The 24,445-nt window shown below is 36.8% G+C and carries 22 protein-coding genes; 8 read left to right on the forward strand and 14 right to left on the reverse strand.

What is annotated here, in order from left to right; translation table 11 throughout:
• Positions 1-114: 114 nt before the first annotated feature.
• On the forward strand, positions 115-1,314 hold the full coding sequence (locus BM203_RS05135; protein ID WP_090093292.1) for a DUF2974 domain-containing protein: 1,200 nt from the start codon (positions 115-117) through the stop codon (positions 1,312-1,314).
• 65 nt (positions 1,315-1,379) lie between these two features.
• On the opposite strand, the gene BM203_RS08325 is transcribed toward BM203_RS05135, so the two are convergent.
• From BM203_RS08325 to BM203_RS05200, 14 genes are all read right to left on the reverse strand, one after another.
• The gene (locus BM203_RS08325) at positions 1,380-1,538 is read right to left on the reverse strand and encodes a YtxH domain-containing protein (RefSeq protein ID WP_118895854.1); all 159 of its coding nucleotides are present in this window, start codon (positions 1,536-1,538) and stop codon (positions 1,380-1,382) included.
• 168 nt (positions 1,539-1,706) lie between these two features.
• Complete coding sequence (gene dnaB, locus BM203_RS05140; RefSeq protein ID WP_090093293.1) at positions 1,707-3,089, reverse strand: replicative DNA helicase; 1,383 nt, start codon at positions 3,087-3,089, stop codon at positions 1,707-1,709.
• 38 nt (positions 3,090-3,127) lie between these two features.
• Positions 3,128-3,583 carry a 50S ribosomal protein L9 gene (rplI, locus tag BM203_RS05145; protein ID WP_090093295.1) on the reverse strand — a complete coding sequence of 152 codons (456 nt, stop codon included), beginning with the start codon at positions 3,581-3,583 and terminating at the stop codon, positions 3,128-3,130.
• A 14-nt stretch (positions 3,584-3,597) separates the two neighbouring features.
• Positions 3,598-5,616, reverse strand: coding sequence for a DHH family phosphoesterase (locus BM203_RS05150; RefSeq protein ID WP_090093296.1), 2,019 nt, complete (start codon positions 5,614-5,616; stop codon positions 3,598-3,600).
• Between the two features lie 141 nt (positions 5,617-5,757).
• A complete protein-coding gene (gene rpsR / locus BM203_RS05155) occupies positions 5,758-5,994 on the reverse strand; it encodes a 30S ribosomal protein S18 (RefSeq protein ID WP_090093298.1) in 237 nt (78 codons plus the stop codon).
• Between the two features lie 23 nt (positions 5,995-6,017).
• On the reverse strand, positions 6,018-6,539 hold the full coding sequence (gene ssb / locus BM203_RS05160; RefSeq protein WP_090093299.1) for a single-stranded DNA-binding protein: 522 nt from the start codon (positions 6,537-6,539) through the stop codon (positions 6,018-6,020).
• A 46-nt stretch (positions 6,540-6,585) separates the two neighbouring features.
• Positions 6,586-6,882 (reverse strand): 30S ribosomal protein S6, encoded by a 297-nt coding sequence (rpsF, locus tag BM203_RS05165; RefSeq protein WP_090093300.1) that lies wholly within the window; start codon positions 6,880-6,882, stop codon positions 6,586-6,588.
• A 209-nt stretch (positions 6,883-7,091) separates the two neighbouring features.
• Positions 7,092-9,581 (reverse strand): DNA gyrase subunit A, encoded by a 2,490-nt coding sequence (gene gyrA / locus BM203_RS05170; protein WP_090093302.1) that lies wholly within the window; start codon positions 9,579-9,581, stop codon positions 7,092-7,094.
• Positions 9,582-9,591: 10 nt separating this feature from the next.
• The gene (gyrB, locus tag BM203_RS05175; protein ID WP_090093304.1) at positions 9,592-11,556 is read right to left on the reverse strand and encodes a DNA topoisomerase (ATP-hydrolyzing) subunit B; all 1,965 of its coding nucleotides are present in this window, start codon (positions 11,554-11,556) and stop codon (positions 9,592-9,594) included.
• Complete coding sequence (gene recF / locus BM203_RS05180) at positions 11,546-12,685, reverse strand: DNA replication/repair protein RecF (protein ID WP_090093305.1); 1,140 nt, start codon at positions 12,683-12,685, stop codon at positions 11,546-11,548. Before recF ends, gyrB begins: the two co-directional genes overlap by 11 nt.
• Positions 12,686-12,696: 11 nt before the next feature.
• Positions 12,697-12,918 (reverse strand): S4 domain-containing protein YaaA, encoded by a 222-nt coding sequence (gene yaaA / locus BM203_RS05185; RefSeq protein ID WP_165777840.1) that lies wholly within the window; start codon positions 12,916-12,918, stop codon positions 12,697-12,699.
• A 223-nt stretch (positions 12,919-13,141) separates the two neighbouring features.
• The gene (gene dnaN / locus BM203_RS05190) at positions 13,142-14,272 is read right to left on the reverse strand and encodes a DNA polymerase III subunit beta (RefSeq protein ID WP_090093307.1); all 1,131 of its coding nucleotides are present in this window, start codon (positions 14,270-14,272) and stop codon (positions 13,142-13,144) included.
• Between the two features lie 173 nt (positions 14,273-14,445).
• Positions 14,446-15,858 carry a chromosomal replication initiator protein DnaA gene (gene dnaA, locus BM203_RS05195; RefSeq protein WP_090093308.1) on the reverse strand — a complete coding sequence of 471 codons (1,413 nt, stop codon included), beginning with the start codon at positions 15,856-15,858 and terminating at the stop codon, positions 14,446-14,448.
• Positions 15,859-16,402: 544 nt separating this feature from the next.
• Positions 16,403-16,618: a hypothetical protein gene (locus BM203_RS05200; RefSeq protein WP_090093310.1), complete on the reverse strand. Its 216-nt coding sequence runs from the start codon at positions 16,616-16,618 to the stop codon at positions 16,403-16,405.
• Positions 16,619-17,059: 441 nt separating this feature from the next.
• Between BM203_RS05200 and BM203_RS05205 the strand changes: the two genes are divergently transcribed.
• The 7 genes from BM203_RS05205 (at position 17,060) to spxB (ending at position 24,424) form a co-directional block, all read left to right on the forward strand.
• The gene (locus BM203_RS05205; protein ID WP_228150085.1) at positions 17,060-17,350 is read left to right on the forward strand and encodes a hypothetical protein; all 291 of its coding nucleotides are present in this window, start codon (positions 17,060-17,062) and stop codon (positions 17,348-17,350) included.
• Between the two features lie 164 nt (positions 17,351-17,514).
• Entirely contained in the window at positions 17,515-17,655 is a 141-nt protein-coding gene (rpmH, locus tag BM203_RS05210; protein ID WP_003549412.1) for a 50S ribosomal protein L34, read from the forward strand.
• 52 nt (positions 17,656-17,707) lie between these two features.
• Positions 17,708-18,076: a ribonuclease P protein component gene (gene rnpA / locus BM203_RS05215; RefSeq protein WP_090093312.1), complete on the forward strand. Its 369-nt coding sequence runs from the start codon at positions 17,708-17,710 to the stop codon at positions 18,074-18,076.
• Between the two features lies 1 nt (position 18,077).
• Positions 18,078-18,944, forward strand: coding sequence for a YidC/Oxa1 family membrane protein insertase (locus BM203_RS05220; protein WP_090093314.1), 867 nt, complete (start codon positions 18,078-18,080; stop codon positions 18,942-18,944).
• A gap of 103 nt (positions 18,945-19,047) precedes the next feature.
• Positions 19,048-20,433, forward strand: coding sequence for a tRNA uridine-5-carboxymethylaminomethyl(34) synthesis GTPase MnmE (gene mnmE / locus BM203_RS05225; protein ID WP_090093316.1), 1,386 nt, complete (start codon positions 19,048-19,050; stop codon positions 20,431-20,433).
• A gap of 10 nt (positions 20,434-20,443) precedes the next feature.
• On the forward strand, positions 20,444-22,342 hold the full coding sequence (mnmG, locus tag BM203_RS05230; protein WP_090093318.1) for a tRNA uridine-5-carboxymethylaminomethyl(34) synthesis enzyme MnmG: 1,899 nt from the start codon (positions 20,444-20,446) through the stop codon (positions 22,340-22,342).
• A 273-nt stretch (positions 22,343-22,615) separates the two neighbouring features.
• Entirely contained in the window at positions 22,616-24,424 is a 1,809-nt protein-coding gene (gene spxB, locus BM203_RS05235) for a pyruvate oxidase (protein WP_090093319.1), read from the forward strand.
• Positions 24,425-24,445 lie beyond the last annotated feature (21 nt).

The raw sequence follows: 24,445 nt of genomic DNA on the forward strand, positions 1-24,445 counted from the left end.
CATTAAATAATAAACATTAAGCAATAGTTAATTCTATTGTTTTTTTGTCCTTATTTTTTCATTACGGACCAAATCAATTTAAAATGTAGTTATATATCAGAAAGGGGTAATTTTATGTCTAATTCACTTGATTATTTACGTTGGCGTGGTGACTTACCATTTACCGAAAAGCCGTTCAACAGTGTCGATGCCTCTTTATTAGCATCCCTAGCATACTTACCTGCCGACAATTCTGTTGTTAACCATACACTTGGTGAGTTAGCCAAAAAGTTGCAGAGCTTACCCTCTTTTCAACATCAAATGCATTCCGAAACTGCTGCTGAAATTTTATTACTTGCTGAAAGCCCGCGCATAGGTGAGATAAAAATTCTTGACTGGACTACACGCTTGGAGAAGGAACCACACCCCCTCCAATTTAGTGCAGCTACATTTATTATTGACGATAACACAATTGTTATTGCCTTTCGTGGTACTGATGGTTCAATGATTGGCTGGAAAGAAGATATGCGCATGAACTATTTGCCAGAAATTTATGGGCAAAATGTTGCTGCTGAATATCTAACAACAATTGCTAAGCAATTTTCAGATAAGCGAATTTATCTTGTAGGTCATTCAAAAGGGGGAAATTTTGCTCAATATGCACTAAGTGCAGTTGATGCCAACATTCAAAAAAGAGTTATCAAAGCAATTAATTTTGATGGCCCGGGCTTCTTTCGTAAGGTATATACCAGTGACGGTTTTAAACGTGCCCTACCCCAGATGAAAACTTACATTCCACAGGGATCAGTTTTTGGTGCTATGCTCGATCATCCTGAACAAACTTTAGTTGTTAAAAGTACTGCCCCCATGCGCAATCAACACGATCCACGTCGTTGGTCTGTTGCTCGCGATAGTTTTACTTTAGCTGAAGGATTATCTGCAGGCAGTCGGGTAATTCGCCATGCACTGATTAATTTTAATAATTCAATTCCTAAAGAAAGACGCGGCGAAGCTTTTGCTGATTTATTTGAAGCATTTGAAAACATGGATATCAACGAGTTACATCAACTGACCAACAATAAATTAGTGGGTACTTATCGGTTAAGTCGTGCTTTACTGGCGCTTGAACCGCAAGAACGCAAATTGCTCTCCCAAATTTTTACCAGTATTTGGGTTTCATATAAAAACAATATGACTTTACCTTTAATGGCAAATAATTATGAACTTTACCCTAAAAGCAACGATTCTGCAGTAGCTCCCATATTTTATGAATTTTATGATTCAGACCATCCCCAGCTTAAATTACCAATAAAAGTTAAAAACAAAAATCATTAGTGTTTCACATGAAACATGAAAAGGCGAAGGACAAATATGTCCTTCGCCTTTTCAGTAGTTGAGCGTTACTTCTTCATGTTTTCTTTAACGTCATCAACTTTATCTTTTACATTTTCGGTTGCTTCTTGCGCCTTATCTTTAACGTCTCCAGCAACTTGTTGCATTTTTCCTTTAACTTCATTAGCTTTACCAGCTAATTTATCTTTTAATCCTTTATCAGCCATAATATTATGTCCTTTCCCTAAAAAATTAGCGAAAATAATATGTTTACCTCTTAATAGTACAATTTATTATAATCATTGTCACTAAAAACGCTTTATTTTTTACAAGTTTCTTTATCACTATTAAACTATAAAGCTTTATTAAATAACACATATAATTTATATTGTTACTCATTTTGGTGGTTGATCGTGACTATAATCGAGATTTGAAAAGCGATTATACGGTTTGGAAAACATTAATTTTACAGTTCCACGGCTACCTGAACGATTCTTTTCAATAATGACCTCTACTTCACCATTTTCATTATCAAGATCACTATTCTGTTGGGGACCGTCTTCTTGATCCTCATCATGATAATAGTCATCTCGATATAAAAATGAAACAATATCCGCATCTTGTTCAATTGAGCCAGATTCACGAATATCTGATAAAATTGGTCGCTTATCTTGACGCTGTTCCACTGACCGCGATAATTGCGATAATGCAATAACTGGGACATGAACTTCTTTAGCAAGCTTTTTTAATTGTCGAGAAATTGCTGAAACTTCTTGTTGCCGCGATTCACTACGTGGACCTTCAATCAATTGTAAATAATCAATTACTATTAGACCTAAGTCGCCCGTTTCCTTAGCCAGCCGCCTTGATTGGGCCCTAATTTCGCTCATTTTAATGCCCGGAGTGTCATCAATATAAATTTGCGCAGTTGCTAAGGAGCCTGAGGCAACAACTAATTTTTGCCATTCTTCCTCATCCAATTGTCCCGTTCGCAGATGTTGCGAATTAATTAGCCCCTCAGAAGATAACATCCGTTGAACAAGTTGCTCCCCACTCATTTCTAAAGAAAACATGGCTACTGTTTTATGAACATGCAAGCCCACATACTGTGCCACATTCAATGCAAAAGAAGTTTTACCCACACCTGGTCGAGCTGCAATAATAATCAACTCATCGTTATGAAATCCAGTTGTCATTTTGTCTAATTCGACAAAACCTGTCGGCATCCCTGTAACCATATTACCATCTTCAGGGATTTGATTAATCTCTTCAATCGTTGAATTGACAATTTCTTTAATTCCCCGAAAACCATTAGCATTATTTTCAGAGGAAACATTCATAATTTCGCTTTCTGCATTATCCAGAATATCAGTTACATCTTCTGAATCTTGCATCGCATTAGTTATGATTTTTTGACTTGCAGAAATAAGACGCCGCAATAGTGCCTTGCGATGGACAATTTTAGCATAATACACTATATGAGCAGCTGTTGGCGTTGCCATTGCCAGGTCAGAAACATAAGCAATACCGCCAATATCATCCAATTGATTTTTCTTAGTTAATTCATCCTGCAGAGTGACCGGATCAATCTCATCTTCACGATCAGATAGATCTATCATTGCCTGAAAAATTAATTGGTTAGCCTTTTTATAAAAATCACTTGGTTGAACTTCAGCACTGGCATCAGCTATTGCCGCTGGATTAATAAAAATTGCGCCTAAAACTGCTTTTTCCGCTCCATCATCATGTGGTACCTGTTGCGAAATAATATTATCCATTAATTAAAACCACTTTTATCAGCTTGCACTTGAACATGTTAATCTTGTTCAGTAATATGAACGCGAATTTTGCCCTCTACACCTTTAAATAACTTAACAGGCACATTGGTATACCCTAAAGTTTTAATTGGCTCACGCAGGTTTAATTTGCGCTTGTCCACCTTGATACCAAACTGCTCTTCTAAGCCCTCAACAATTCGCTTACTTGAAATTGAGCCAAACAAACGTGAATCAGACCCAGCCTTTGATTTAAAATTAACTACAGTTTTATCTTGGTCAAGAAGAGCCTTTACTTTTTCAGCTTCAGCTTTTTCACTTTCATAAGCAGCTTTTTCATTAGCAGTAACCCGCTCTAAAGTATGCATATTGGCCTTAGTAGCCGCCTTAGCCAAGCCTCTCTTAATTAAATAATTTTGGGCATAGCCATCAGGGACTTCCTTTACTTCACCACGTTTCCCACGACCTCTAACGTCTTCAGTAAAAATAACTTTCATTGTTTTCTCCTTTACTATTCATTTTCTTGCTCATAAGTATCCACTGCTTCAACCAATTTGGCAAGTGCCTCATTCACAGATACATCTTTTATTTGGGTAGCTGCATTAGACAAGTGCCCCCCGCCACCCAGCTTTTCCATAATGACTTGCACATTAATTTCACCCATTGATCGAGCTGATATACCAATCGTATCTTTACTCCTACGCGTAAGCGCAAAGCTGGCCTCAACATTTTTTAAATCAAGGGCTGTATCTGCAGCTTGAGCAGTAATAATTGGATCTATTATCTTATCATCAGGTCCACATAAAACAGCCATCTGAGGTTTGATCATTTTCAAGCTACTAACTAAACGAGTACGTTCTAAAAAACTATCAATATCCTCTTTAAGTAGTTCGCTAACCCCAACAGAACTAGCACCAATTGAGCGCAAATAACTCGCTGCATCAAAGGTTCGGGTCCCTGTACGCAAGGAAAATTCTTTAGAATCAACTGTAATCCCTGCTAGCATTGCGGTTGCTTCAAGATCCGTCAAGACTCGTTTGCCAGAACTAGGCTGCTGATACTCAACCATTTCTGTTACCAATTCACAAGCTGATGAAGCATATGGTTCTACATAAGTTAGCATTGGATTTTCGGGAAATTCTTCCCCGCGGCGGTGGTGATCAATTACAATAATTCTGTTTTTCAAGCGATTATATAATTCTTTAGAATAGGTTATCGAATATTTAGAATGATCAACCATCACTAATACCGACTTATCCGTTACATTTTCTAAGGCTGCACTAGCTGAAATAAATAAATTAGTCTTCTCCTTTGCTTGCTGCAACTTATTAACTAGCCGGCCAACATCATAATTTGTCTTATTTAAGTCTAAAACAACGTTAGCCTGCACCCCGTGCAGCCGTGCAATCTTAACCACGCCAATGCCACTACCAATTGAATCCATATCAGGATAGGCATGGCCAACCACAAATACCCGATCAGCTTCCTTAAAGAGCTCACTAATTGCCTGTGAGACCATACGCGCTCTTACGCGCGTCCTTTTCTCCATCGGATTAGACTTACCACCATAAAAACGCGCTGCTTGCCCTGGTTGGCTTAAAACCACTTGATCTCCGCCACGTCCTAAAGCTAAATCCAGGTTAGATTGCGCTTGATTGGCCAGCTCAAGAATCAAACTACTGCCAAAAGCTATTCCAATTGATAGGGTTAAAGGAGTATTATTACGACTAGTTTCTAAGCGCATTTTGTCTAAAACTGAAAACTTATCCTGTTCCATTTTAGTCAAATCTTGCATATGAAGTAATAATAAAAAATGGTCTTCATCAATTCGCTTTAAATAAGCATTATAATTTTTGGCATATTCACTTAGAGTATTTTGTACATAGGAACTAGTTGTCGATAGTTCTTGATCACTCATCGTTTCACTTAATTCATCATAATTATCAATAAAGATTTGACCAAGCACTAATAATTCATTATTATATTTTTGCTCAATTTTGGCATAACGGGTAATATCAAGTAAATAGACCACATTTAAATCACCTTGAATAACCATTTCAAATTCATGGCTATCCCAATTAACGATATGATTTTCAGCAGTTTTAGCTTTGAGTGACTCGTCAATTAACTTATCTAGTTCTGAGTCAACTGATTTAATCGTATGCCCAATTAAATCTTCATCTTTTAAATAAAGTTGTAAATATGGATTTACCCACTGAATTTGCCGGTCATCATCATAAAGTAAGATGCCCAGTGGCATCTTAATCATCGCCTCTTGCTCACTACGCTTAATTCGATAAGACAAATTGACAGCAAAATTATTGGCATTACCTGCAAGGATATAGCTACCATAAACAACACACGCGACCGTAAGAATAAAAATTACTCCCATCGCTAACCCAAATAAAGGGTTAATAATTAGCGCTACAATACTACCTAACAGAGACAAACCTAAAATGATAATTACTGAAGCAGTTAACCGTGAATCCTTAACAAAAGCAGGTAATTCATTACGCAAAAAATCTTTCATGTAAGATCCTTCCTAAAGTAATGTAAAACACATCAGTTTTATTATACCTTGTATTTACAGGATAAGAAACTTTCTAATACTTAACTAAAAAACGTACTAAGTTTTCAAAAACTTAGTACGTTTAAATTTTTATTCGACTAATTAATCTTCAGTAACAAATGGCAACAAGCCCATAATGCGAGCTCTTTCAATTGCCTTAGCTACTTTACGTTGATTCTTAGCGCTAGTGCCAGTGACACGACGTGGTAAGATTTTACCTCTTTCTGAGATAAAACGTTTCAACAGATCAACGTCCTTGTAGTCAACGTAATCAATATGGTTGGCTGCGATAAAGTCAACCTTACGACGACGGTGGCCGCCTCTTCTTTGTTGAGCCATATCCTAGGTCCTTTCTTTAAAAGTTAGAATGGAAGATCGTCATCCGAAATATCAATTGTATCACCCGAACCAGCGAACGGATCCTGCGTTACATCCGACTGATTATTAATTGGGTTATTTTGATTAGATGCTCCCATATTAGGCGAACTAGTGGTATTTGGATTACCAAAGTTGCCGGTATTATTCGGTGTAAAATCACCATTTTGGCCACGGGCTTCACGCTCTTTGCGTGATTCAAGCAGTGAAAAGTTATCAACGACAACCTCAGTCACATATACTCTTTGCCCATCTTTATTATCGTATGTTCTGGTTTGAATCCGGCCATCAATACCAACAAGTGACCCTTTTGACGTAAAGTTACAGAAGTTCTCTGCGGCCTTGCGCCAAATGACACAACTGATAAAGTCTGCTCCTCTCTCACCTTGAGCGTTAGTATACTGACGATCAACAGCAAGAGTAAACGTAGCAACCGAGATTCCACTCCCAGTAGTACGTAATTCAGGATCACGTGTTAAACGGCCGACAAGTACAACTCGATTAATCATACTATAGGTCCCCTTTCCTAAATCACGAAAACGATAAAGTTTTTGCCTATTTATCTAATTTAACAGTCATTGAACGTAAAACAGCAGTATCAATCTTAGATAGACGATCAAATTCATTAACTGCATCTGCGTTATCAGCAGTGAAAACCATAATATGGTAAGTTCCCTCACGATATTTGTTGATTTCGTATGCAAAATGACGCTTTTCCCAGTCTTTTGACTCAACCATCGTACCACCATTATTGGTAATAACTTTATCATAGTTTTCAACTAGCGCCTTCTTTGATTCTTCATCAATATCAGGCTTAATAATATAAGTTATTTCGTACTTTGTAGTTGTCATACTAGTGCACCTCCTTTTGGACTAAATGGTTCTTGCTAAAATTCAAGAACAAGGAAAGTAATCAATTTATTACTCACAATCTCTAATTTTAGCACAATACTAAAAAATTACCAAACTATCTTCACGTGATCCTACAAAAGATTTTACTCTCTTCATAGAATAAATACGTCAAAATGCCTGATAATTTTTTAAAAATTTATAGTTGAGGCTTAGTCTTTTATATCCTCATCTTGGCGTTCTTTTTCACCAACTGTTTGATCTTCTTCTGCTGGAACTATTGCCAAACTGGCCACCTTATTTTCAGCATTAATTTTAATTAAGCGAACCCCAATTGTACTACGCCCAGTTTGCGAAACATCATCAATTTTAAAGCGAATCATAATACCATCATTGGTAATCACCATAATATTTTGGGTACTATCAATTACGGTCACGCCAGATAAGGGACCATTCTTTTCAGTAACATTAGCAGTTTTAATTCCTTTACCGCCACGCCCCTTAGTTGGATATTCAGCAGCAGATGTACGTTTGCCGTAACCTTTTTCAGAAATAACCATAATTTCATCTTGATCACTCACAACACCAGATCCAACTACATAATCATTAGCACGCAAGTTAATACCACGTACGCCAGCAGCTGTTCTACCCATTGAACGAACTGTGGTTTCATTAAAGCGAACTGCATAACCTAAATGGGTTCCAATTAAAATATCCTGTTTACCATCAGTTGATAAAACATTGGTTAATTCATCACCATCGCGCAAAGTCAACGCAATCAACCCACTATTTCTGATGTTAGCAAATTCACTAACATGAGTGCGCTTAACAACTCCTAACTTAGTAATAAAGAATAGATATTGATCATTCGCATCTTCAGGGATATTAACAATTGTTTCAATCTTTTCTCCCTTTTCCAATTGCAATAAATTAACTATTGGTAAGCCTTTAGCGGTCCGACTAAATTCAGGAATTTCATAGGCTTTCTTAGAATAAACTTTACCTTTATTGCTAAAGAATAGTAACAAGTCATGGGTACTGGAATACATTAATTTTTCAATAAAGTCGCCATCTTTAATCCCCATTCCCTTGATGCCCTTACCACCACGATTTTGCGTTTTAAATTCATTAATGAGCATCCGCTTGATATAGCCACTATGGGTTAAAGTTAATAAAACATCCTGCTTTTCAATTAAATCCTCATCTTCGATTGAGATGACTTCACCATCACCAATCTTAGTGCGACGTTCATCCCCAAAACGTTTTTGTGTTTCTAACAATTCTTCATAGATAATCTCATTAATTCGCTCCCGATGAGCTAGAATATCCTTATAATCAGCAATTCTAACTTGCAATTCTTTATATTCTTCTTCAACTTTATCGCGCTCTAAGCCAGTTAAACGTACTAAACGCATATCTAAGATAGCTTGTGATTGCTTATCATCAAGTCCGAAACGACTAATCAAAGCTGCTTTGGCAATATCACTCGATTCACTCTGTCGAATAATTCGTACGATTTCATCAATATGATCTAAAGCAATTTTCAATCCAGCTAAAATGTGAGCTCTAGCTTCAGCTTTACCCAGCTCAAACTTTGTCCTACGGGTAACAACATCTTCTTGATGCTTAAGATAATATTCAAGCATTTGTTTTAAGCTTAAAAAATGGGGTGCGCCGTCAACAATCGCGACCATATTCATCCCAAAATTTGCTTGCATTTGCGTTAACTTAAATAAATTATTTAGTACAACACTTGCGCTAGCATCTCGTCGAATATCAATAGTTAGGCGCATTCCTGTCTGATCGGATTCATCTCGAACTCCAGTTATACCATCAATTGTTTTAGCCCGTGCCAAATCAGCTATTTTCTTAACTAATTCCGCCTTGTTAACTAAGTAAGGTAACTCAGTTACAACAATCCGTTCTCGGCCACTCTTTTCAGTTTCAATGGCAGTATTAGCCCGTACGACAATATTACCACGGCCAGTTTCATAAGCACGATAAATGCCACTACGACCCATGATTGTCCCACCCGTTGGGAAATCAGGTCCAGGAATTGCTTTCATTAACTCCTTAGTCGTAACATCGGGATTGTCCATCACCATATGTATCCCTTTAATAACTTCTGATAAATTATGTGGTGGTATATTAGTTGTCATTCCTACTGCTATACCACTTGTACCGTTTACCAAAAGGTTCGGAATTCTAGCCGGCAAAACAATCGGCTCATTCTCAGAATCATCATAATTCCGCTGCCAGTCAATCGTATTTTTATTAATATCCCGTAACATTTCAACCGCAATTTTACTCATGCGGGCTTCAGTATACCGCATTGCGGCTGGTTCATCACCATCAACCGAACCAAAATTACCATGTCCATCTACTAACATGTAGCGGTAACTAAAATCCTGGGCCATGTGCGCCATCGCTAAATAAATCGAAGAATCACCATGGGGGTGAAACTTACCCATAACTTCTCCCACGATTCTAGCTGATTTTTTATATGGTTTATCCGGTGTAACTCCCAGTTCACTCATACCATAAAGAATACGGCGCTGCACTGGCTTTAAGCCATCCCGAACATCTGGTAATGCTCGAGCCACAATAACCGACATGGCATAATCAAGAAACGAACTATTCATTACGCTAGTCAAGTCAACATTTCTTATTCGATGATCCTGACCTTGATTGTCGTTATCCATTTAAACCTCCCTATGCATCTATATTTTCAACGTATTTAGCGTTTTCTTCAATAAATTTACGTCGTGGTGCTACCTCATTACCCATTAATAATTCAAAAACTTCATCTACATTTTTAGCATATTCAGGACTAACTCGATCAAGGCGACGATTTTCGGGATTCATAGTTGTCTCCCACAATTGCTCTGGATCCATTTCACCTAATCCTTTGTAGCGTTGCACCGTTGGCTTAGGACTAGGCTGGAGACTACCTAGGTAATCATGTAACTCTTCATCAGTATCAAGGTATCTGATTACTTTACCCTGGCGCACCTGATATAGAGGTGGACGTGCAATATAAACATATCCCTTTTCAATCATTGGTTTCATATAGTTATAAAACAAGGTTAGCAACAGGGTTCTAATATGAGCCCCATCAACGTCCGCATCTGTCATAATAATTAGCTTATGGTACCTTGCTTTAGAGACATCAAAGTCAGCGCCAAAACCCGTGCCTAAGGCTGTAAACAAAGATCTAATCTCTTCATTCGCTAAAATACGATCCATTGACGCTTTTTCAACATTTAAAATCTTACCTCTAATTGGTAAAATTGCTTGGGTCAACCGCGACCGACCTTGCTTAGCAGAACCACCGGCAGAATTTCCCTCAACAATAAACAATTCAGAAATGCTGGGATCATTACTGGTATTATCAGCTAATTTACCAGGTAAATTAGCAATTTCTAAGCCCGATTTTTTCCGCGTTACTTCACGTGCTCGCTTAGCAGCTGTCCGTGCCCTTTCAGCTAACTGCGCCTTTTCCACTATTTTGCGTGCAACTTGCGGATTCTCTAACAAAAAGTTGTTAAAAGTTTCAGAAAACGAATGATCAACCGCAGTTCGAGCGTCAGAATTGCCCAGTTTAGTTTTTGTCTGTCCTTCAAATTGTGGATTTGGATGCTTAACTGAAACAACAGCAGTCATGCCTTCCCGAATATCTTCACCTGAAAGATTGTCATCATTATCCTTTAGCAACTTGGTCTTATGGGCATAATCATTAACTACTCTCGTTAAGGCCGTCTTAAAGCCAGCCTCATGCATTCCACCTTCATAAGTATGGATATTGTTAGCAAAAGTCATTAATGTCGTTTTATAACCAGTAGTATATTGCAAGGCAACTTCAACGTTAATGTCATTGTAAGTGCCGTCAACATAAATTGGTTCAGTAAATAGAACGTCATTACCCTTATTTAAAAATGAAACATATTCTTTTATACCACCTTCAAAGTGATATACATCAGTTTCAGCACTTTCTTTTCGCTGATCAGTAAAGGTTAGCTTCAAACCTTTATTCAAGAAAGCTAACTCGCGAATCCTATTTTTCAATACCTGATCATCAAATGAAGTAGTCTCTGTAAAAATATCTGGGTCGGGGAAAAAGTGAACAATTGTTCCATGCTCACTCGACGGTACAGTTCCTGCAAGCTTCATTTCAGTATTAACCCGACCATGGTCAAAGTCAATGTAATACTTCTGGCCATCACGCATAGTGGTAACGTCAAGTTTAGTTGATAGTGCATTAACTACCGATGCCCCAACACCATGCAATCCACCAGAAACCTTATATCCACCACCGCCAAATTTTCCACCGGCATGTAAAACTGTAAAAACAGTTTCCAATGCTGGACGCCCTGTTTTCTTTTGAATATCAACCGGAATACCACGTCCATCATCTTGAACAATAACACTACCATCTTCGTTAATAGTGACTTCAATTTTAGTGGCAAATCCGGCTAGACTCTCATCAATACCATTATCAATTATTTCCCAAACCAAGTGGTGTAATCCTTGAGAACTAGTTGACCCAATATACATCCCGGGTCGTTTACGAACAGCCTCAAGTCCACCTAAGACTTGAATTTGACTGGCATTATATTTATCAGCTTCTTTTTCGTATTGTTTAATTTGATCAATATTTTCTTTTTTATTATCGGCCATTCAATTTCCCTTCTTCTAAATAAATTTTTCCAGACTTCATTCGAAATATTTTGGGCTTTTTTATTATTTCCCAGGAAATACCTGCAAGATCTGTTGTTGTTATAAAGGTTTGCGTTTTACCATGAATATAATTTAGCAACGCATTTTGACGGTTGTGATCAAGTTCGCTCATTACATCATCAAGCAAAAGCAGCGGATACTCATCTGTTAAATGATGAACTAGTTGTATTTCCGCTAACTTAATACTAAGTGCGATTGTCCTTTGTTGTCCTTGGGATCCATATAAATGAGCATCTTTATTATCTAATTCAAATTCAATATCATCTCGGTGTGGACCACTTAAAGTCGTTCCCTTCGTAATTTCATTAGTCTGATTTTTTTGAAAACTAACTCGCAACTTACGATAAACTTCTTCTAAACTGTCATGACTAGTAATATCACTAACTGAAGGTCTATAGGTAACTTGCAGTAGCTCTCCACTTGAACTAATGTGCTTATAAGCCTCTTTAGCATATTTATCCAAATATCTTAAAAATTTAAATCGTCTTACAATTATTTCTGCAGCTACCCCAGCCAATTGATCAGATAGAACCTCTAAGAAGACAGTATCTTTCGTTCTACCTCTAGCTAGTTGCTTAAGGTAATTATTTTTTTGCTGTAATACTTGCTTATACTTACCAGCAAAGTAAAGATATTCCGCATCAATCTGGCCAAATTCTTGATCCATAAAACGCCGCCGCAGAACCGGCGCCCCCTTAATAAGTTCTAGGTCTTCAGGAGAAAATAAAATAGCATTTAACTGTCCAACATACTTAGAAAGTTTGGCTTGCTCAATACGATTGATCCAAGCTTTTTTACCTTTTTTTGTAATTAGGACGCGCAAGGACAAATCAAGCTGACTTTTATAAACACGACCTGAAATATTTGCATACTCCTGTTTAAAAGCAATTAAATCTTTGTCGTTATTTGTACGATGCGATCTAGTTAATGCCAAAAAATAAATAGCTTCGAGCAAGTTTGTTTTTCCCTGCGCATTTTGTCCAATAAAAATATTAACGTTAGGATCAAAATTAATATCGCATTGGTGTAAATTACGATAATGTTGCGCAATAAAATGCTTAAGGTACATCTTTTTGTTGCTTACCGAAATTTATATGTTTCGTCAGCTATTTTAACTTGATCATCAGGTCTAATTTTTTTACCACGCCGATTCTCTTTGACTCCATTAAGAAAAACCGGATTTTCCTGCAAGTACCATTTAGCTTGTCCACCCGATGAAATGATACTTTCTTCTTTGAGAAATTGACTCAGGGTAATATATTCGCCCTTTACTTTAAATTCCTTAATAATATCCACCTTCACCACTATAAACTTCTAATATTTCTTATTATTAAGTATATTCGTTTCATCACTAAAAGACAACTTAAGTGGCAATATAAAGCCCTATAACCGCTGTTTTTCAAAATAAACATTTTATAGTAAAGGACTCAAAAATAAAATACAGCCCCCATCTTGACCATTTTAACAAGGTCATACAAAAAAAAGCCATTAGTTTAAATTAATAGCTTTTTTTAATGGCTTTTTTCTAAAAAGTTCTAACTGGGGTAATTAATTGGACAAAGTCAATGTCCGTTTTATTTGGATTAACAGTAAACGGACGCAGAGGTTGCGTAAATTCCATAATTACTGCATCAGATACAGACGCGCGCAAGGCATCACGTAAGTAATCTGGGTTAAATGATATTTTTAAATTGCTACCAGTGAGTTTGCGAAAACTTACGTTTTCTTCAACATTACCGATTTCTGCCGACTCACCCGATAATTTAGCACTTTGCTTTTCTGTATCTAAGGTTAAATCAACTACGTTATTACGCCCAGCATGCGTCAATAAACTTGCTCGATCAAGTGCACTAGATAATTCAGCCAAATCAAATTCAACTTGAGTTGTACTTTCAGTTGGAATTAACCGAGCTGTATCTGGGTAACTGCCTTCAAGTAACCGCGAATAAAATAAGATATTACCAATTTCAAATAATACTTGGTTTTCACCTGGACAAACTTTAATTTGAGGATCTGTCTCACCAATAATTCGCGCTAATTCTAATAAGCTTTTTCCTGGAATAATTAAATCAGTTTCAGTTGGTGCACCTTGATCTAAAATTAAAGCACGACTTGATAAGCGGTGTGAATCAGTTGCAACGGCATGAATTTTATTGGGACTAAAGGTAAAATGAACGCCCGTTAATACGAGGCGACTTTCTTGAGTAGCAACAGCAAATTGGGTTTCATTGATAATTTCACGGAAAGTTTTTCCCGAAATTATAAAAGCGGAATTGTCGGGAATTTCCGGTAATCTTGGGTAAGTATTGGAATCTAATCCATTAATCGTAAATTCGCTATTTTCGGAAACAATTTGGGTTTGAAAGCTTTCTTTTACTTCTAGTGAAAATTCCTTACCTGGCAACCGTTTGATTATTTCACTAAAAAAGCGTGCAGGTAGCACAATTGATCCTGGAGAGTCGACTTTTAAATCTTCACTGACTGGAATGCGAATTTCAATTGATATTTCAGTATCACTACCTGTCAGTAGTAATTCATTTTCAGATAGGTTAAGTTTGATACCACTGAGAATAGGAATTGCTGTTCTAGAAGAGATTGCATGCATGACGTTATTTAAATTATCGATAAAAAGATTTCGATTAACAGTAAATTTCATAGTTGCCTCCTGTAATGGCTAATTTCTTTATATATTAATTATATATTTATTTAAGTAGTATTAGTAGGTCCTGTGATTTGTGTTGAAAAAGCAAGTTGACCCTAAAATAACGTAATTTGTACGGTTAAGAAGTTGTGTATAAGTCAATATCTTTTCCACAAGGATTAATTTAGTTAGTGATCGAGCATTTGCTTTAAATCAAAAACTGCAGTCTTAATATCTGAATTAGTTTTAATTTCTTGGCTGATTTTTTCATAAGCATGCATTACGGTAGTATGATCTTTACCACCGAATTCTTGTCCGATTTTTGGCAAACTAGAATCAGTTAATTCACGTGACAAATACATGGCAATCTGGCGTGGTATCACGATTTGCCGAACTCTTTTCTTACCTTTTAACTCAAAAGTTGAAGTTTGAAAGTAATTTGCAACAACTTCTTGAATTTTAGAAATTTGCAGTCCTTGATTTTTTTGTACTAATTTTAGGTCGGCCAATGCTTCACGCGCTAAATTAACATTAATATCTTCATGCTCAATTGTGGCATGTGCTTGTACTTTGACCAGTGCCCCCTCTAGTTCCCGAATGTTAGTATCAACTTGTGAAGCAATATAATCTAAGGTGTTGTCATCAATAGTGAGGTTTTCCGCTTCTGCTTTTTTGCGTAAAATTGCAATTCGCGTCTCTAAGTCTGGAGGAGTAATTTCAACTTGCAAACCCCAGGTAAAGCGAGAAACTAATCTTTCAGATAAATCGGGAATTTCAGTTGGTAAGCGGTCACTAGTCATAACGATTTGTTTTTGATCGTTATAGAGCGTTTCAAAAGTATGGAAGAATTCTTCTTGAATTCCTTCTTTTTTAGCAAAGAACTGAATGTCGTCGACTAATAATAAATCGCAAGTTCGGTATTTTTCCCGAAATTGATCTTGCGTTTTATTTTTGATGGAATTAATAAAATCATTGACAAAAGTTTCGCTTTGAATATAGACGATTTTGGCATTTGGACGTTCAGCTAACATTTGATGACCAATGGCCTGCATTAGGTGGGTTTTACCTAATCCCACACCACCAAAAATAAAAAGTGGATTATAAAAACTACCAGGACTATCCGCAACTGCTAATGCAGCGCCAGCAGCTAACTTGTTTCCTTCACCTTGGACAAAGTTATCAAAAGTATATTTTTCGTTTAATTTAAGATTGCGGACAAAAGCATTAGGTGTGGTCTTTTGTGTCTGAGCTGTTGGCATCTTTGGCTGTGAACTCGGTGTAACTAAACGCTCGGTGCTACTAGTTTCTTCAATTCGAAAAATCGGAATGACTTCAATATTGGCATAACCATATGCTGATTGAATTAATTGAGCAGATAGGTTCTTTTCCCAATAACCTTTGGTTACCGGATTCTGAACGGCAATTTTTAATTCATGGCTGGTCTGGTCAAAAGAAATAGGCTTGGTATGTTTGAACCAAGCATTATATGCGACTTCGTTAAAGCGTTGATGCATTTCAGTATTAAAATGCTCCCAAAATTCATTAATATCAAACTCCAAAATAAACCCCTCCGATAACTTAAGCAGAGTATATTTTACCATCTAATAAAAATGTTTTCCACAAGTGAATAAAAAGAATTCAGAATTAACAAGATGTGGATAAATATTTTATGGGAATACACAAGATTTGCTCAAATAAGTACTTGAAAAAGTTTATTAGCATATTGTCTTGTGCATAATTTTTATTATAATAATAGGACTTTAGCCAAATAGCACAACAAAATATCCACATGTTGTGCATAATTTTTTTAACAGGTTGGGAATTGTGCATAATCTTGTGCAAAGCATTGTGACTTGTTTATTGTGGATAAAATTACAGATCTTTATGTTAACAACGATGTCTGGGCGCGGCTGTTTAAAATGAGACATAAAATTCGTTATTGCAATTTTGTTATGGGTTGCATGCCTGCGAAATAGTGTATTTACAATAATCGCCAATAGTGCTATTGAATTTTAAGGTCATTACTAGCCTGAAATTGTTTACTGATTTTTCTAGTAGTTAATATCTAGTGCATAAAGCTGTCTGAAATTACAACAATTAGGGAGGAAGAGGTCGTCAAATTTTGCGATATTGAAAATCTTTTCTTTAAATAAGTGATTCAGTTGTAGTATCTAATTCTGTAATAGTGTCAGTGACTAAAGCAATATAATCTTTAATCATTAATAAAAAATCTTGGCGATGAGGCAGATTCCCTTGCGTAATTATGCGCTTTAGTCGTGTGAGTTCACTGCATGAGTTTTGATAATAAGAATCGTTCATCAATTTGATTAGCTCTTGTTCACGATCATATTGTAATTTCATATTGTAATTTCTTTTCTGGATTTAATTCTGCAAAAAAATCTGCAGCCGGGATGCCGTTATAGTCCAAAAGTTTGATCAAGTCATCGGCAGTGATCCGATTGAGGCCCTTTTCCACCTCGGAATAGAAAGAAGGACTGATTGCTGTTCCAGCTCATTCTCTTGGGGTTTTGTTTGCGCGCAGGCGATATTGTTTTAATAATTCATTTGTTGTCATTGGTGGCACCTCAATTCGGATACTTAGTCAATGTCTTTACTACTATTTATAAGCTTAATTACGTCTTGAGAACATACAATACCGCATAAAAGCGGATAGTTATATTGAAGTGGCTATCAAGTGTCGTTTTTTATCCTGAAGCACTTCTAAGAAAGCGCTTGACATTATACTATTGGCTGAATATCATTAAATGATAATGAAGTTTATTAAGTGAGGAGGAATTGCGATTGATTAATGAACAAGACTATATTAAGCAAGGGTTGAAAGACGATGGTAACCTGAAGTTAATATTGAGAGGCAGTGTCGAACACAGTAGCAGTGATGCTGAGGGTAAAGTAGGTGTGGTTAGCGTAGTTTATGCGACTCATAATTGTCAAAAAGCCCGGCAGAAGTTTGCGGAACTAACCGCGGCTGCAAAAGACGATTACTACATGGTTTACAGCTGCCCGCTTGACACGGATTTGCCCACGCTGGAGCACTATCCTTCAATCCAAATCGGCAAGGACGACTTGCTATAATAAATGTATCTATGATTAGTTTTGCGAGCTTGCTTGAACAATTATTTGTCTGCCCAGTGATTAACTTTATCTTTTTTTCGTTTTTACTTGGTTTTTTACTTTAATCATGGTATTCTAATTATTAAATTGTGCAGTTAGCATATTAAAAATGGAGGTGTAGTTTAATGACAACTAAAAGAACTTACCAACCTAAAAAGCGTCACCGTTCACGCGTTCATGGCTTTATGAAGCGGATGAGCACATCAAATGGCCGTAAGGTTTTGGCTAGACGCCGTGCAAAGGGTAGAAAAGTCTTATCTGCTTAAACCACTGAAATCCCAGTGGTTTTTTTAGTATCAAAGAGTGGAATGAAGCGTTTTGAGAAAGTCTTATCGAGTTAAAACTGAAAATGATTTTCAGCAAGTTTTTCAAGCTGGCAATTCAGTTGCAAATCGGGCCTTTGTTATTTATAAAATAAATAAGCCTGAGAATGCACATTTTCGGGTGGGCATTTCAGTGGGCAAAAAGGTCGGGCATACTGCTGTGGTTCGTAATCGGCTTAAGCGGTATATTAGAGCTGTTCTGACTGAAAATAAAGCGGCGATTAACCCGCAGATTGATTTTTTAGTAATTGCTAGACCTTATGTGCGTAGTTTTAAAATAATCGATGTCAGAAAAAATTTGCTTCATGCCCTTTTTTTGGCCAATATTATCGAAGAAATACCTGATGAAATTGAGGAAGATTAGAGTGAAAGACATTTTAACCAAAAAGAATGTCAAGCGGTTGTTGGCCTTGTTGGCTGTAATTACAATTGCTGTTGTTTTGACTGGTTGTGCTGCATCAAATGCTAAGCCTGCACCTGTTTCACATACTAGTGGTAATTGGTGGAATCGCTGGGTAATTTATTACATGTCGACATTTTTGCTTTGGCTTGCCAAGATAATGGGTAATGATTACGGCTGGGCAATTATTGTCTTTACGGTAATTGTCCGCGTAATTTTGTATCCCCTTAGTGCACTTTCAATTAAGAGCACGACTAAGATGCAGAGTATTCAGCCTGAAATTGAAGCTTTGCGTAAAAAATATCCAGGTAATGACACGGAGTCGCGTACATTACTTTCGCAAGAAACTAATAAGCTTTATAAAGAAGCTGGTATTAATCCATATGCGGGATGTTTACCACTTCTGATTCAAATGCCAGTTATGCTTGCCTTATACGGCGCAATTGCTCAAACTCCACAGCTGTTGACAGGTCATTTTTTGTGGATGGACTTAGCCAAACCTGATCCATTTTTCATTATGCCAGTTCTATCAATGGTTCTGACGTTCTTGTCAACTTATATTAGTCAGTTATCAACACCGAAGGAATCACAGAATTTTTCAACCAAGATAATGACTTATGGGATGGCAATCATGGTTGGAGTAATGGGAATTTACTTCCAATCGGCAATTGTTTTATATTGGGTAATTTCTAATTTATTCCAAGTAGTTCAGACCTTCATTTTGCAAAATCCGATTAAGTATCGCCAAGAACAAGAGGCTAAAAGGCAAGCAGAACGTGAACGTCAACGTCAGTTAAGAAAAACTTACAAACGATTAAAACGTAAAAAGTAAATATCAGTCTAAAGTGATTTTTAGATAAAGTAGTCAAAGTGCTTTATATATCATGGTTATTCATGATTATAATGCGCTTTTTTGATTGAAAAAGGAGAAAATCATGGTAAAAACTTTAACTGAGTTTGATACAATAGCAGCAATTTCAACTCCAATTGGTGAAGGCGGAATTTCAATTGTACGAATGTCAGGCGAAGATGCAGTTAAAATTGCTAATACGGTTTTTAAAGGAGCTAATTTACTAAAAGTTCCTACCCATACTATTCATTATGGTCATATTATTGATCCAGCTCTAAAGCAAACAATTGATGAAGTTATGGTATCGGTAATGCTTGCACCTAAAACGTTTACGCGTGAGGATATTGTGGAAATTAACTGTCACGGCGGTATTATTGTTACTAATCGAATTTTACAGTTACTATTAAAGCAAGGTGCTCGTATGGCTGAAGCTGGTGAATTTACTAAACGGGCTTTTGTTAACGGCAGAATTGATTTAACCCAAGCTGAAAGTGTCATGGACATTGTTAGAGCTAAAACTGATCGGGCAAGACAGGTAGCTGAAAGTCAGCTTGAAGGTGGGTTACTTGAAAAAATCCGTGCTTTGCGGCAACAAATTTTGGATACTTTAGCTAATGTCGAAGTTAATATCGATTACCCCGAATATGATGCAGATACCATTACAGCTGAACAAATGATAAGTGTATCAAAGTCGGTAGTTAGTAAGATTGACCATCTTTTGGCAACCGCTACGGAGGGAACAGTTTTGCGCAACGGATTGGCTACTGCAATTATTGGTCAGCCTAATGTTGGTAAATCGTCATTACTGAATTATTTAACTAAAAGTGATACTGCAATTGTAACTGATGTTGCTGGTACTACAAGAGATACACTAGAAGAATATGTGTCAGTCAAGGGGGTCCCGTTAAAGCTAATCGATACTGCTGGAATTCGTGATACCGATAATAAAGTAGAAAAAATCGGTGTTGAACGATCTAAGCAGGCATTAGCCAAGGCCGATTTAGTCTTATTGCTATTTGATGCAAGTAAAAGCTTGTCAGCAGAAGATTATGCTTTAATTGAAGCTACAAACAAGAAGAAGCGAATTGTAATTTTAAATAAAACAGATTTAGAACAAAAAATAACATCTGCAGAAGTTAAAAAAATAACAGGTAGTGAAGTAGTTGCTATTTCAGTTTTGCAAGAAAAAAATATTGAATTATTAGAAGAAGAAATAAAAAAATTATTTTTTAAAGGAATTAAAAATTCAAATGACCAAGTAATGGTAACTAATCAACGGCAAGTGAGCTTACTTGAAAAAGCTAAAAAGCAGTTGCAAGAAGTAGTTGAGAGCTTAGAAAATGAAATTCCAGTTGATATTGCCCAAATAGATTTTAATGGGGCTTGGGATACTTTGGGTGAAATCACAGGTGACAGTAGTCCGGATGAGCTAGTTAATGAATTGTTCAATCAATTTTGTTTAGGAAAATAGGTGCATCAAAATGATAAAAACATATGACACAAATGATTACGACGTAATCGTAGTTGGAGCAGGCCATGCTGGATGTGAAGCTGCTTTAGCTAGTGCTAAGATGGGACAAAAGACGCTATTATTGACAATTAGTCTTGATATGGTAGCTTTTATGCCGTGTAATCCTTCAGTTGGCGGTCCGGCTAAAGGAACTGTTGTACGTGAAATTGATGCTCTAGGTGGTCAAATGGGCAAGAGTATTGATGCTTCATATATTCAAATGAGAATGTTAAATACAGGTAAGGGTCCTGCTGTACAAGCTTTACGTGCCCAAGCTGATAAATGGCAATATCATGAGCATATGAAGAATGTAATTGAAGCAACAAAAAATTTAACCTTGCGGCAAGCAACTGTCGATGAATTAATTGTTGAAGATGGTGTTTGTTGCGGCTTGGTTACTAATACTGGAGCAAAATATCATGCTAAGAGTGTAGTTTTAACTACTGGTACTTCAGCCCGTGGTCGAATTTATATTGGTGAATTAAATTATTCATCTGGTCCGAACAATACAATTCCAGCCATTAAGTTATCAGAAAATTTGGAAAAATTAGGTTTTAAATTACGTCGTTTTAAAACAGGTACTCCGCCAAGGGTAAATAGTAATACAATCGATTACTCTAAGACTGAAGAAGAACCTGGTGATCAAGTTCCGCGTCATTTTTCGTTTGAGAGTCGGGATGAAGACTACCTTAAAGAACAAGTTTCCTGTTGGATGACTTACACTAATCAAACTACCCATCAAATTATTAACGAAAATCTGACTAGATCGCCGATGTTTTCTGGGCAAATTAAAGGGGTAGGACCACGTTATTGTCCTTCAATTGAAACTAAGGTAGTCCGTTTTGCTGATCGTGAACGTCATCAAATTTTCTTAGAACCTGAGGGTGAAAAGACCGAGGAAGTCTATGTGGGTGATTTTTCAACTTCAATGCCCGAAGAAATTCAATTAAAAATGTTGCATTCGGTTGCAGGTCTTGAACATGCTGAAATGATGCGTCCAGGTTATGCAATCGAATATGATGTAATTGATCCCTGGCAGCTTAAACATACTTTAGAAACGAAAAAAATAAAGAATTTGTATACCGCTGGTCAAATGAATGGAACATCTGGTTATGAAGAAGCAGCAGGTCAAGGATTAATTGCAGGAATTAATGCAGCTTTGCGGGCAGCCGGAAAAGGTGATTTTACTGTAGGGCGTGATGAAGCTTATATCGGCGTTTTAATTGATGATTTGGTTACTAAGGGAACGGAAGAACCGTATCGCTTGCTGACGTCAAGAGCTGAATATCGCTTGATTTTACGCCATGATAATGCTGATTTGCGTTTGACAGAATATGGTCATCAATTAGGTTTGATTTCTAATGAGCGTTATAGTCAATTTTTGACTAAAAAAGAACACATTAAAGAGGCAATGCAACGATTAAAAGCTATAACTATTCATCCAGATGAACCTGTACGTGAATTTATGGAAAGTATTAGTGAACCCCCACTAAAAGCTGGTATTAAAGCTGATGTTTTTCTCAGACGGCCGCGTGTTAAAATTGAAGATATTGAGCGTTTAAGTGGTGTAAGCATCTCCAATGAACGTTATGTAAGAGAACAGCTAGAAATTAATATCAAATATGCTGGTTATATCAAGAAGGAGCAGCAACAGATTGACCGTCTGCATCGTCAAGAAGCTAAAAAAATTCCAGCGGGTATTGACTATCAAGCAATTGGGGGATTGGCGACTGAAGCCAGACAAAAATTTGAAAAAATTCGCCCAGAAACAATTGCCCAGGCAGAAAGAATTTCCGGAGTGAACCCAGCAGATATTGCAATTTTGAGTGTATATGTTCAAAATGGACGCTATGCTAAAATTAATAAATAAATTTAGTAAAAACTTTAAAAAAGCTAAAAATATTTTTTTTGAAAATATTTGGCAATGAATGCGTTTAATTCAAGTGAATGATCAAATAATCACAAATAAAATTATTGCTCTAATCTGAATGCTATAAAATAACTATCTAACTTTGTGAAAATAATATTTTAGAGTAGCGCTTACACCTTGACCTAATCATATAACTTCCGTACTTGAAATTGTGAAATTATATGTTTTAATACAATATGTAAGTAAACATGTATTTAAGGAGATGCACTTAAAATGGCAAAAATTAATGGCGCAAATGCTATGCTCCAAGTATTATTGGACTGGCATATTGATCATATTTATGGTTTCCCAGGTGGTTCATTTGACTCAACAATGAATGCAATCCACGACTTCAAAGATAAATTAAAGTTTATTGAAGTCCGGCATGAAGAAGCAGGTGCTTTAGCGGTTGCAGCTGAGTATAAATTCACTGGTCAAGCTGGTGTATGTTTTGGTTCAGCAGGACCTGGTGCTGTTCACTTAATGAACGGTTTATATGATGCTAAATACGATAAGGTACCTATGGTAGCAATCATTGCTAATGTGCCTACTAGTCGTCAAGATATCGATTTCTTCCAGGCTTTTGATGAGAAGCCTTGGTTTGATTCCGTAGCAGTTTGGAATCACCAAATTAAGACTGCAGAACAAATTCCAGGTATGATGGATGAAGCTCTTCGTCAAGCATATGCTAAGAAGGGTCCAGCTGTTTTAATTCTTCCAAAAGATTTTGGTTGGGACAAGATTAACGATAACTTCCGTGTAACCTACAATTCAATTTCAGCTATTCCTAACTATGCTGCTCCTAAGAAAACAGATGTTGATGCAGCAGTTAAACTTTTAGCTGAAGCTAAGAACCCAGTTGTTTACTATGGTATGGGTCTTAAAGGTCACGGTGATGTTTTGAAGGCCTTTGCTGAAAAATTTAAGACACCACTTCTTTCTTCAGTTATTGCTAAGGGAATTGTTGAAGATGAATTTCCAGCATACTTGGGTTCAATTGGTCGTGTTGCTCCTAAGGCTAGTGACGACATTCAAATGCATGCTGATTTGGTAATTTGGGTTGGTAACAACTCGCCATTCTCTGTATTCTTCTTTGATCCTAAAGCTAAGGTTATTCAAATCGATGTTGACTCAGAAAAATTAGGTAAGCGTCATGCGGTTGATGTTCCAATTTTAGCTGATGGTGCTAAGACTTTGCAAGCAATGATTGATGCCGGTGAGGCCCGTGAAGAATCACCAATTTATAAGGCTGGTCTTGCTGATCGTCAAAACTGGGATGAATGGCAACAAAGTTTTGTTGATTCAGATGAAATGCCAGTTCGCCGTGAACCAATCTTTGATGTTATTAACAAATATGCTGATGACAATGCACAATATGCAATTGATGTTGGTAACATCAATATTGATTTCCAACGTTTAATTAATTTGCATGGAGAACAAACTTGGGCAACTTCAGGTTTGTATGCAACTATGGGCTTTGGTTCTCCAGCTGCTATTGCTGCTGCAACTGTTCATCCAGAACGTGAAGTTTGGAACTTAGGTGGTGACGGCGGCTTCGCTATGATGAGTCAAGAATTATTGACAGAAGCGCGTTACAACATGCACATCATTAATGTTGTCTTCACTAACGAAACTTTAGGTTTCATTGAAGCTGAACAAGTTGATCAATCTCACCAACCATTATCAGGTGTTATTATGCCAGACAATGATTGGGCAAAGGTTGCTGAAGGTATGAACGTTAAGGGTGTAACTGTTCGGACTAAGAAGGAATTCGAAGACGCAGTTAAGGAATTTAAGCAAATGGATGGACCAATGTTAATTGACGTCAAGTTCACTCATGATATGCCTTACTCAACTGAGTTAAATACACTTGATGATCCAGAATTCGTTGAGAAGTATCAAGCTCAAGGTTTGAAACCATTTAGCTATTTTGCTGAAAAATATGGTTTAGTTACTGATACTGCTTCAGGTGCTTCAGAAGCTGAAGCAGAGCCTGAACCAGAAGAAGAAACAGATACAACTTCAGGTGCTTCAGCACATTAAGATAACTAATGTTAATAAAAA

Origin of the sequence: Lactobacillus bombicola (assembly GCF_900112665.1) — a bacterium.
GTDB classification, from domain to species: Bacteria; Bacillota; Bacilli; order Lactobacillales; family Lactobacillaceae; genus Lactobacillus; species Lactobacillus bombicola.